The organism is Chryseobacterium sp. PMSZPI (assembly GCF_002835665.1).
GTDB lineage: Bacteria > Bacteroidota > Bacteroidia > Flavobacteriales > Weeksellaceae > Chryseobacterium.
Window position 1 is genome coordinate 24,114 of the sequence record NZ_PIZV01000034.1, and the last position, 13,275, is coordinate 37,388.

A 13,275-nucleotide genomic window follows, 5' to 3' on the forward strand; every position below is an offset into this window, starting at 1 on the left:
TTAGTCTTTAACTAATGTTTTATTAATAATCTCCAAGATCTGTTCCTCTTTCTCCAACATCATCTGATGAGTAGCTTCGATTGGATAAACAGATAGTAACTCCGGATTTTCTATGATTGAATCCACGTTATTGTACATTGAATTTTTAATATTGTTATTAAATGATTCATTAAATGTATCCCCATTCAGCATTGCTTTTAATAAAATAACTTTCGTCAAGTTGAGATTATTGGAAACAGATTCTTTAGCAATGGTAAACTCTGCCGACATAAACTTCTTGGTTGCAATAAAATGACTATCACCAATTGGAACATTCAGCCTGTCACTTAGCTCTTCATCGGTAGGGAATGCAAGAAAATCTATCAACGTCTGATCGTTAGCATAAAAAATTGTATCCAACAGATAGACCGTAATCTTTCTATGTCCTCTTTTCTCCAGCTCAGAAGCAATCTCTAATGCAATATTTCCTCCTAAAGACCAGCCCAGTAAAATGTATTCTTCCTGTTTTGTCTGCTCCTGTATCATATTAATGTGGTCCAGATAATAGCTTGCAAGCTTGTTCAGATTATCAATTTTTTCTTCATGATACAGATTGTAGGAATCTACCCCATAGCAGTCATAATCTGATTTCAGCTGTTCTGCAAGTGACTGATATACCTCACTTCCTCCATTTCCGGGATGGATAAGGAAAATATTCGGGTTGTTAGTGATTCCTCCCAATGTTGATATTGTTTTATATTCTTTACCTGTATTGGCTAGAGTCACAGACAATTTACTGATGGTTCTTTCTTTGAAAATATCCAGGATTTTGATTTGAATATCCAATAAGACTCTTATTCTGCTTATCAGCTTGATCACCATAATACTATTTCCTCCTAATTTGAAGAAATCATCATGAATACTTATGCTTTCCGGATTAAGCCCCAGGACCTCAGCATAGATTTCTGACAATTGTTTCTGGAGATCATTCATTGGGGCAACATACTCGGAAACCCCTGTAAATTTAGGTTCAGGAAGCTGTTTTCGATTAAGCTTACCATTGATGGTTAGCGGGAGATGATCAAGATGAACAAAAATATCCGGAATCATATACTCAGGAAGAGATTTTTTCAGGAATTCTGAAAGTAATTGCGGATCAATTACCGGATCGGATACATAATACCCAGCAAGATACTTTGCTCCTCCTTTATTTTCTTTTGCCAGTACTGCAACCTGACGAATACCTTCATAACGAAGCAATGTATTTTCGATCTCTCCCAATTCAATTCTATAGCCACGTATTTTTACCTGAAGATCATTTCTGCTAATATACTCTAGCTCTCCATTTGGCAGCCAGCGTACCAAATCTCCGGTTTTATATAACCGTCCATTTATTTCTTTTTCTTTCTGTTCAGCTGTTTGGAACGGATTTCTAACAAAGCATTCTTTGGTAAGATCTGCTCTGTTAAGGTATCCACGGGCAATACCTGCACCTCCAATATAAAGTTCTCCTATTGCTCCTACAGGGATAGGACGTTGATGATTATCCAATACATACAATGTGGTATTGGCAATGGGAGCACCAATGTTCAGTGAATTATAATCTTCTTTATAATAATGAAGCGTTGCACACACCGTTCCTTCAGTAGGACCATACTCGTTGATCAAAATAACATCATCGATATTTTTATTCAGGGCAGGGAAACTTTCTCCGCCCGCAAATATGAGTTTAAGGCTTGTTCCATAATCTATTACTTCTCTTAATAAAACCGGTGGAATAAATGAAACTTCAATTTTATTTTCATTGATATACTCATTAAGCTCTGCCACTGATGTTCTGAGCTCATTGCTGTAGAGCCACAAAGTATTTCCATTACATAAGACAGGGAATGCTTCATACACAAAAGCATCAAACACATAATTTGAGAAACAACCCACTTCATTAAATTCCTCAAGCTTATGGGCTTTTATCATTAACTCAATAAGGTTTATTACTCCTTTATGTTCGATCATTACTCCTTTTGGAAGCCCTGTTGTACCGCTGGTATAGATTACATAAGCAAGGTTAGCTGAACATACCTGAGTAACAGGGTTATCAGTACTTGATGTTTCTAGCATTTCCGCTAGATTATCCAGGGATAGCAATTCTGCATTTTCTATTCTATCACCTGAATCCTTCTGTGTCAGCACTACTTTTGCATTTGTATCTTCTAAAATATGTTTTATTCTTTCTGCAGGATAAGACGGATCCATCGGTACATACGCAGCCCCTGCTTTTAATACTGCCATGATAGCAATAAGCATCTGCTCAGAGCGTTCAAAAAGTAACGGAATCAGATCATCAGGTTGAATCTTGTAAGCTTCAATAAGATAGTTTGCCAAACGGTTGGCTCTCTCATTCAATGCTTTGAATGACAATCTGCAATCTTTATATACCAAAGCTATTTTTTCCGGAGTTTGTAAAACTTGTCTTTCAAATAGCTCATGAATTGTCATTTCTGACTGATAGTTTTTCTGTGTTGCATTCCAATTTTCTATAACCTGTTTATTTTCTTCTTCTGATAAAAGAACAAGCCCGTCGATTTTAGCATCCGATATTCCTAATTTTACCATCTGGTTTAGAAGGAACTGATAAGAATTGGCCATTCTGTCTATCGTTTCTTTTCTAAACAAGGATATTGCATAATTGAATGTCATCTGCATCATTCCCGGATAATCATTAATCATTGTTGTAAGATCAAATTTTGCGGCCTGATAGTCTACTTCTCCATGAAAAGGATGAAATAGAGTCTGTTCATCCCCAGAAGATTCTTCATGATCTGAACTTTGAATTCCGAACATGATCTGGAAAACAGGATGTCTTGAAGTATCTTGCTCTACCTCCAATTCTTCTACCAGTTTTTCAAATGGAAGATCCTGATAAGACTGAGCTTCTGTGACTGAGCCTGCCACTTGTAAAATAAAATCTTTTATACTTTGTTTTGAATCTATCTTTTCCCGCAGAGCCAAAGTATTAACAAAGAAACCTATGATATTTTCAAGACCTGCATGATGACGGTTGGCAATAGGGCTTCCCACGACAATATCATCCTGTCCTGAATAAGCAGACAACATCAGATAATAACCACTTAACATGACACTGTATAAACTCACTCCAAGCTTCTTGGAAATGTCTTTGAGACCTTCTCTTGTTTCTCCGGAAATATTAAAGGTAAGTGTTTCTCCTTCATAGGATACTTCAGAAGGTCTATGGAAATCGGTAGGAAGATTAAGACTTTGATAGTCATCAAATTTTGTTTTCCAATACTTGATTTGGTGATCCAGGCGTTCTCCCGAAAGATAGTTACGTTGCCATAATGCATAGTCTTTATATTGAATCTTCAACTCAGGAAGTTTAGGAATATTTCCATTCACCAACGCAAAATAAATGGTAGAAACCTCATTCATCAACAGATCTGTAGACCATCCATCGAAAGCAATATGGTGGATGACAACCGACAGATAATGCAAACCTTCCAAACGGAATATATGAATGTCCACCGGAATTTCTTCATTCAATCTGAACACTTTATTTGCGCATTTATTGATCGCCACATCAAGTTGAGCTCTGGTCTCTATATCGGTTATTCCAAATTCGGGAACATAATCTGTAACAACCTGATACCCTATCCCTTCTTCTGTAGTATGGATTATTGTGCGAAGTACTTCATGACGCATTATGATTGCCTGGAAAGCTGTACATAGAAGCGAAATATCAGTATTTTCATCCAATAAAACAGTCATTGGAATATTATATGCACCACTTCCTCCTTCATAAGAATCAATAAACCAAAGTCTTTCCTGTGCAAAAGATAAACGCTGCTTTTCAGGAGAATCAATTTTCATAGGAGTTATAAGAACCTGCTCAGTATTATTTTCATCTTTCAGAGCTTTTGCCAATGATGCTATTGTTTTATGATTAAATATCATAGATACATTGACAGGAACATCCAGCTCTTGCTTAATTTTACTGATCAGCTTTATAGCCATAATACTGTTTCCTCCTAATCTAAAAAAGTCATCATGAATACTGATCTTTTCTGACGCAATACCTAAAACCTCTCCATAAATATGTGACAGTTTCTTCTGCAATTCGTTTTCTATGGCAACAAATTCCCTATTACTTTTATATACCGGCTCCGGTAAAGCTCTTCTGTCTAGTTTACCATTAATAGTAAGAGGCATTTCTTGCAAATGAACAAAAACTGCAGGTATCATGTATTCCGGTAGTGTTTCTAATAAAAACCCGGCAAGATTCTCACCATTTAATTCAATATCAGAAACATAATACCCCACAAGGTACTTCATCCCTGTATTGTTTTCTTTAGCCACTACAACAGATTGCTTTACTTCAGGGAACAAAGACAGTTTGTTCTCAATTTCACCCAATTCTATTCTATATCCACGAATTTTAACCTGGAAATCTGATCGTCCTATATACTCAATATTTCCATCCGGGAGACATCGTACTAAATCTCCTGTTTTATATAATCGTTCATTTGTACCTTTTGTCCTTTGTTCCTGTGTTTGGAAAGGATTGGTTATAAATCGTTCTTCGGTCAGTTTAGCAAGATTCAAATAACCTCGTGCAATACCTGCTCCTCCTATATAGAGCTCTCCTATTGCTCCTACAGGTAATAACCTATTGTAATTATCCAAAATATAAGCTGTAGAGTTGCCAACAGGGCGTCCTATTAAATGAACATCACCTGCTTTCACTTGCTTGTAAGTAGCATATATGGTAGCTTCTGTAGGCCCATATAAGTTGTATAATTTTTTGATTTCTGACCAGTATTTTCCTGTTTCATAATCGCACGGCTCACCTGCATAAAGTAAACCTTTCAATAATGGATAGTCTACCCGAGGTAATACTGAAAGCATTACCGGAGGTAAATAAGCATATGCAATTTCATTTGTCAATAAATATTGACTGATCAAATCAGCATCTTTTTTTATACTTTCATCCAACAAATGAAGTTCATTCCCATACAATAAAGTATTGAAAAATTCAGATACCGATACATCAAAAACGTAAGAAGTATACGCCGTTATTTTTTGTCCTTCACTAAATCCATAAGCTTCTCTAACCTGATCTAATACATTCACTACATTTCTGTGCTCCACCATTACTCCTTTTGGCATTCCTGTCGTTCCACTCGTGTAGATCACATAAGCCAGGTTTTCTGAAGTGACCGTTGTGGAAGGATTATCTTTAGGCACCTCATCAATAATCTCCTGAAAATCAACATTATCTAAAGAAACCAGATGTGTATGTATATTCTGAAGCTTTTCCAGAGTTGCTTCTTGGGCAATAACAATTTTTGCCCTTGTGTCCTCCAGAATATATTTTATTCTATCTGAAGGATAAAAGGGATCCACCGGTACATAGGCTGCTCCTGATTTCAGTACCCCCAAAATAGCAATAAGCATATATTCAGAACGTTCAAAACATAAAGGAATAAGGCAATCAGGTTGAATATTATATGTTTTGATCAGATAATTAGCCAAGCGATTTGACCTTTCATTAAGCTCACGGTATGAAAGTTTCACATTTTGGTATACAAGCGCTGTGGCTTCTGGTGTTCTTATCACCTGCTCTTCAAACAACTTATGAAGGGTTTCAAATTTTAGAATATCCCAACCTTCTATTGCTTCTAATTGATTTTCTGAAACATATAAAATATTCTCCGAGGTTATTTCCCAGTCTTTTAAAATCTGATCCAACACGATCATCATTCCTTCCATCAGCTGCCCTATCATTTGAGATTCAAACAGAACACCTTCATAATTGAGTTTAAGTGTTACTTTATCTCCTTGTTCAGAAGCCATTATTCCTAAAGGATAGTCTAGTTTTTCTACTGAATCTGTGAATACAAAACCAAGCTCATTATCTTCTCCCCCTTTTGGTACCGGATAATTTTCATATACAAACAAACTGCTAAAAATTCGGCGCCCGTCGTGGTGAAGTTCTGCAAGATTGATATCACTGTATGTATTTAATTCACTGATTCTCTCCTGTATCTCTTTAATCTGGTCTACTACTTTACCTTCTTTATGAGAAACAATCAATGGTAAGGTATTGATGTAAAGACCGGCCGAGGTTTCAATTCCATCTACAGGTAGATTTCTTCCGGATACTGTGGTTCCTACTACTGTGCTTACTGATCCACTGTATATACTCAGCTGCTTGTGCCACAGATATTGAAGTACTGCATTGACAGTAAACCCGTTTGCTTTAGTAAAGTTTTTCAGCAAATGATATTGATCATCTGCTACCGAAAGGCTTACAAAATGATGGTCTTTAATATGACGATACGTTCCTAAATCTGTATTTTTCTGATTTTCTTTAATCAAGCTGCTTAAATTCTCCTGGTCTTCCAACAAATTCATATACTTCTTCCAAAAGTCACGACTATTTTCTTTCTGGCCCTGAAGATACTTCTGTGTTGTTGCGTAAGCATTATCTTTTATCAGAACCGGAAGTTGATTTTTAATCAATTTGAGATATGCGTCATGAACAGCATTTAAAACAACCGGCATACTCCATCCATCCAAAATTGCATGGTGATTACTGAACAAACAACTGAAATGTTTCTCATCCCGCTTGAACATATATACTCTGAACAGACTTCCTTTTGATAAATCATAAACTTCAAAACGATCATCATACATTATTTTGTTGATGATTGTTTCTTGTGCCTGTTCATCCATCATACTAATATCCTTATATCGGAAATCAAGGGATCCTTCTCTATTGATAACCTGGACAATTTCTCCGTTCCAATCAAATCTCAATCGCAAAGACGGATAGTGATCCTGTGTAAGTTTCCATGATTTCTGAAGTTTATCAATATCCATTTTTGTATGGTAATCCCACATTAATTGTACTCTGTAAGCATCATCTTTATCACCTTGACTTAATGCATGATACACAAATCCTTCCTGTAAACTGTTTGCCAGATATACCCCTTCAATTTCTTCAGATTCCTGAATAGCAAGTAATTGATTGTAATTCACCACATGATCTATATCAGATGGAGTAAGATAGCTTCTTTCTTCTGCCGACAAATAATCAATGATCTCAATAATATATTTTTTAAAGCCCTCGGACAAAGTGGAAATCTGCGAATCAGACAAATATCCAGATATTCCGAATCTCAACTGCCCGTCTACCACTGCTCCATTGATGCTGATCAAATGACTATCACGGTTTTGTCTTCCCATTCCTGAACCACTATCTTCAGCAGCAATAAACCAGGATTTTTCTCCTCCTGTTTCTTCCTGATCCAATTGCCCCAGATAATTAAAACTAATCTTTGGAAGATCTCTTCCAATATATCCGATAAGGCTTCCGTATCCCATTCCATTGTTTGGAATATTTCTCAGAGATTCTTTAGTAAGAATAATTGTGTCTTTCAGCTCTTTACCTGTTTCCAATACGGTAGGATACATGATTGTAAACCAACCTACTGTCTCTGTAATGTCTAGATTATGAAATACTTCTTCACGTCCGTGACCTTCCAATAAAACCGCATGATGAGAGTTTCCGCTTATTTTCGTTAAAGCAGATGACAATGCAGACAGCAACAGATCATTAATCTGAGTATGGTAAACATGATGGGTATTTCTGATCAGTTTTCCGGTCATTTCTTTATCTAAAATAAGATGACCATGATGATATTCTGTCCCTGCCAACGCACCCAGAACAGTATTATTTTCATCTACAATACCGGCAATTGAATTCCAATAGGCTATTTCTTTCTCTTTTAATTCTAAATCTTCAGATTTATAACTTCTTACTGCATTTACCCATTGACGGTAGCTACTTCCCTTAGTTTGGGCGCGAATACTTTCTTCATCTCCTTTTTCAACAGACTGATAGATATTCTTCAGATCTTCCGTAATAATTCTCCAGCTTACCGCATCAATAATCAAGTGATGAAGAGCAAAGAAGATTCTTGCACTACCATCCTGATAACCATTGATATATCCAATTCGGAATAACGGTCCGTTTTCAATATCAAAATCAGACTGCCATTCAGTCATTTTTTGGGATAGTGCTTCCTGGGTTAAATCAGATGCGTCAAGGTAACTGATTTTCGGAATAAGGACATTTTTATTATATTCCTGACTATATATTTCTTCTGTTTTAGGATAATACAATCTGAAGGCATCATGTCTTTCCAGTAAATATTGAATGGAAGTGTTCAAGTAGTCACGATTTAATTCCGGAACATGAATCAAAAATGCCTGATTCCAGTGGTTGAAATCCTTCAGATATCCACTTTCTTTCTGATTGAAGAACCACTCCTGAACAGGAAGGAAAGGTACACTTCCATGTAATAACCCTTGTTCTGTAAGGATATGTGCTTCCGAACTGTATTTTTTGTATTCAATAAGCGAAGATAATGCTGCTGCTGTTCTGGCACTAAAGACTTCTTTAACACTTATCTTTATCTCCAATTGTTGTCTGATTCTTCCTACAAGCTGAATACTGATAATACTGTCTCCTCCTAATTTGAAGAAATCATCATGAATACTGATTGTTTCTGTATTTAATCCTAATACTTCTCCATAAATTCGGCAAAGCTGTTTCTGAAGAGGAGTCTCTGGAGCCGAATATTCTTTGTTACCTGTAAAATCCGGTTCAGGTAAAGCTTTTCGATCTAATTTTCCATTGATGGTTACCGGTAAATTCATTAGATGGACAAAAACTCCGGGAACCATATACTCAGGAAGAGATGCTGATAAATGTTCAGTAAGTAATTCTGAATCTATCGCCGAATCGGAAACGTAATAAGCTACCAGGTATTTCAATCCGGATTTGTTTTCTTTAGCCAATACAGCAACCTGACGAATACCGGAATATTCCAATAATGTATTTTCAATCTCTCCTAATTCGATACGGTAGCCACGGACTTTCACCTGGAAGTCATTTCTTCCTACATATTCCAGTTCTCCACTCGGTAACCAGCGTACTAAATCTCCGGTTTTATATAAACGGGTATTTTCTCCTCTTTCTTTTTGAGCGTTCGTTTGGAAAGGGTTTGACATGAAACGTTCTTCCGTTAATTCAAGACGGTTCAGATAGCCTCTGGCAATACCTGCACCACCAATATACAACTCACCCACCGCACCTATAGGAACTGGTCGGAAATATGGATCCAGCACATACACCGTCATATTACGAATAGGACCTCCAATATTTAATGGATTTTTATCTTCTTTATAATAGTGAAGTGTAGAGCATACTGTCCCTTCTGTTGGACCATATTCATTAATCAGGGTAAGGTTTTCTATATTCTTATCTAAAACAGGGAAACTTTCTCCTCCGGCAAATATAAGTTTAAGACTCGTTCCCTGATGCACAACTTCTCTCAACAGGACAGGCGGAATAAAAGAAACTTCAATATTATTTTCTTTGATATATTCGTTAAGTTCTGTCACAGATGTTCTGAGATCATTGCTGTACAACCACAAGGTATTTCCATTACACAAAACGGAAAATGCTTCATATACAAAGGCATCAAAAACATAGTTTGAGTAGCAACCTACTTCATTGTATTGTTGAAGTCTATGAGTATTGATCATTGTTACAATAAGATTTACAACACTCTTATGTTCAATCATTACTCCTTTTGGCAGCCCTGTTGTTCCACTGGTGTAGATCACATAGGAAAGATTATCTGAAGTAACTTGGGTAACGGGATTTTCAGATGATACTATTTCAAGTTTTGCTTTGCAATTAACATCATCCAAAGAAATAATTTCAATATTCTCTACGGCTTTTATTTTATCAACGCAGTCCTCCTGGGTAAGGATTAGCTTAGCAGAGACATCATCCAAAATATGCTTTATCCTGTCTGACGGATAGGAAGGATCCATCGGAACATAGGCAGCCCCAGCTTTTAATACGGCAAAAATAGCAATCAATATATTTTCAGATCGCTCTAAACATATCGGTATTAAATCATCCGGTTGAATCGCATAATTTTCGATCAGATAGTGAGCCAGGCTATTTGCTTTTTCATTCAATTCCTTGTAAGACAGCTCTACATCCTGATATACTAAAGCAGTATGGTTCGGCATTCTTGCAGCCTGTTCTTCGAAAAGCTGGTGAATTGTTACATTTTCCGGATATTCCTGCCTAGTATTATTCCAGGCTTCTAATATCTGGAATGTTTCTTCTTGTGAAATCAATGGTATATCACAAATTTGAGTAGTATCGTCAGTCTGTACTATTTTCTCTAAAAGAAACTGATAAGAACCGGCCATACGAATGATGGTTTCTTTTCTGAAAAGGGCCTTCGCATAATTAAACATTATACGGATATTTCTTCCATCATCATCCACCATGGTTGTCAAATCAAACTTGGCAGCCTGATAGTCTATTTCTCCGTCAAAAGGATAGAATAATATTTCTTCATCATTATTTTCGTTACCTGCTTCAATATTCTGAAGTCCAAACATTACCTGGAATACAGGGTGTCTTGAGGTGTCCTGTTCCACACCCAATTCATCTACCAGTCTTTCAAACGGAAGATCCTGATAAGACTGAGCTTCAGTAACTGATTTTGAAACCTGAATAATAAAGTCTCTGATACTTTGTTTTGGATTGATCTGCTCCCGTAAAGCCAGCGTATTGACAAAGAGACCAATAATATCTTCAAGACCTGAATGATGACGGTTGGCTATAGGGCTACCCACAACAATATCGCTCTGTCCGGAATACATTGAAAGCATCAGATAATACCCACTTAGAAATACAGAATACATGCTTACTCCCATACTTTTTGAAAGTTCTCTAAGCCTTTCTGCTTGTTCCGGCATCAGATGAAAATATAAATTTTCACCTTCATAAGATATCTCTGCCGGTCTTTGGAAATCTGCAGTCAGATTAAGGTTCTCAAAGTCCTCGAATTTATTTTTCCAATAGTTGATCTGCTGTTCAAGACGTTCTCCCGAAAGATAATTACGTTGCCACAATGCAAAGTCCCTATATTGGATTTTTAATTCCGGGAGTTCATGGGTTTCTTTTCCAATAAGGCCATTATAAATGATCGCAACCTCTTTCAGGAAGACATCAGTAGACCATCCATCAAATGCAATATGATGAATAACAATCGATAGGTAATAACGATTCTCAAATCTGAAAATATTAATTTTAATAGGAGTTTCTTCAGATAAATGGAAAACAATATTAACGCTTTTGTTAATTACATTTTCCAACTCCTCCCTTGACGCAATATCTATAATATCAAAATCAGGAACGATATCGGTAACCAGCTGATATCCTACTCCTTTTTCGTTCGTTCTGATTATAGAGCGAAGAACTTCATGGCGTCTTATTACATTTATCAATGCTTCTTGGAGCAATTCAATCTGAATATTTTCATCTAATATTGTCGTAATAGGAATATTATAGGCGCTGCTTCCTCCTTCATAGGATTCAATAAACCAAAGTCTTTCCTGTGCGAATGACAGTCTCTGTTCCTCTTCAGAACTTACCTGAATCGAAGCAATAGTAACAAGCTCTTCAAAATGTGTTTCATCTGATAAGATACTTGCCAGTGACGACACTGTTTTATGATTAAATATCGTTGCTACATTAACCTGTATATTCAATTCCTGCTTGATTTTACTAAGCAGTTTAATCGCCATAATACTATTTCCTCCTAGTCTGAAGAAATCATCATGGATACTGATTTCTGTTGCCTCCAGTTTCAATATTTCGCCATAGATACTGCATAGTTTTGTTTCCAATTCGTTTTGAGGAGCAGAATACTCTTTGCTTCCCGTAAAATCAGGTTCAGGTAATGCGCGTCTGTCCAGTTTTCCATTGATTGTTAATGGTAAAGCTTCCATGTGAACAAAAACCTCAGGAATCATATATTCCGGAAGGAAATCGGCTAAGTAGTCCGAGAGCAGTATTGAATCAATATTCTTTTCAGATACATAATAACCTGCCAGATATTTTAATCCGGATTTATTTTCTTTTGCCAATACAGCAACCTGGCGGATATTAGGATAGGATTGTAACGTATTTTCTATTTCACCTAATTCAATTCTATAACCACGAATCTTCACCTGGAAGTCATTTCGACCAATGTATTCCAGCTCACCATCACGAAGCATACGAACTAAATCTCCTGTTTTATATAAGCGTCCGTTTTCTTTTTTCTCCTTTTGTTCCGGTGTTTGGAATGGATTGGATATAAAACGTTCTTCCGTTAAGTCAGGTCTATTTAGGTAACCTCTTGCAACACCTGCTCCACCAACATACAATTCCCCTACGGCTCCCACCGGAACAGGACGTTGGTATTGATCCAAAACATAGATGGTCATATTACCAATCGGGCCACCGATATTTACCGGGTTTTCATCTTCATTATAGTGGTGCAGTGTTGCACATACAGTTGTTTCTGTAGGGCCATAAGCATTGATAAGATCCACTCCATTAGCTTTATAAAGAGACATGATCTGTGGATTGGTTACATCACCAGCCACCACAAGCTTTTCTAAAGGAAGTATAAATTCACTTGTTAATAGGACGGGTGGTATCGTTGCTATACTAATGGTATTTTCTTTAATATATTGCTGCAATGCAGAAAGGTCAATCCGTTTTTCAGCATCCAGTAAATAAATACGATGACCATGAGTAATCGCCGGATATAGCTCCCAAATATGGGCATCAAATACATAATTGGCATACCACAGGCAATTCTTTTGTATGAAAGGCAAGTTAAAATCATGGATTAAGCCAAACTCTTTTGCCTCTTGCTGAATAAGATTCATTACATTTTTGTGTTCAATCATGACCCCTTTAGGCATACCGGTTGTTCCACTGGTAAAGATTACATAGGCCAGATTAGATGAACGAACCTTAGTCACAGGATTTTCTGAAGATATTCTTCCGATAATTACCTGGAATACTGCATTATCTAAAGAAAGAAACGAAGTCTCCAGGCTTTGCAGTTTTTCTATTGTATTTTCCTGTCCGATCACCACCTGTGCTCCGGTATCCTGAAGAATGTGTTCTATTCTTTCCACAGGATAAGAAGGATCCATTGGTACGTAAGCTGCTCCGGCCTTCAGCACAGCCAAAATAGCAATAAGCATATGCTCAGATCGTTCCAGGAATAACGGCACCAGGCTATCTGGTTGAAGATCGTATGTTTTGAGCAGGTAATTAGCCAAACGATTTGATCTTTCGTTCAGTTCTCTGTAGCTTAATACAACATCCTGATACACCAATGC

At 36.8% G+C, this 13,275-nt stretch carries 1 protein-coding gene (cut by a window edge); it reads right to left on the bottom strand.

The genetic code is table 11. From position 1 onward, the window contains the following. Nucleotides 1–13,275, bottom strand: the 3' portion of a protein-coding gene (locus CW752_RS07070; RefSeq protein ID WP_101239055.1) for a non-ribosomal peptide synthetase. The gene runs 32,400 nt beyond the window's last position; the window shows 13,275 of its 45,675 coding nt (coding positions 32,401–45,675); its start codon lies off the right edge, out of view; the stop codon is at nucleotides 1–3.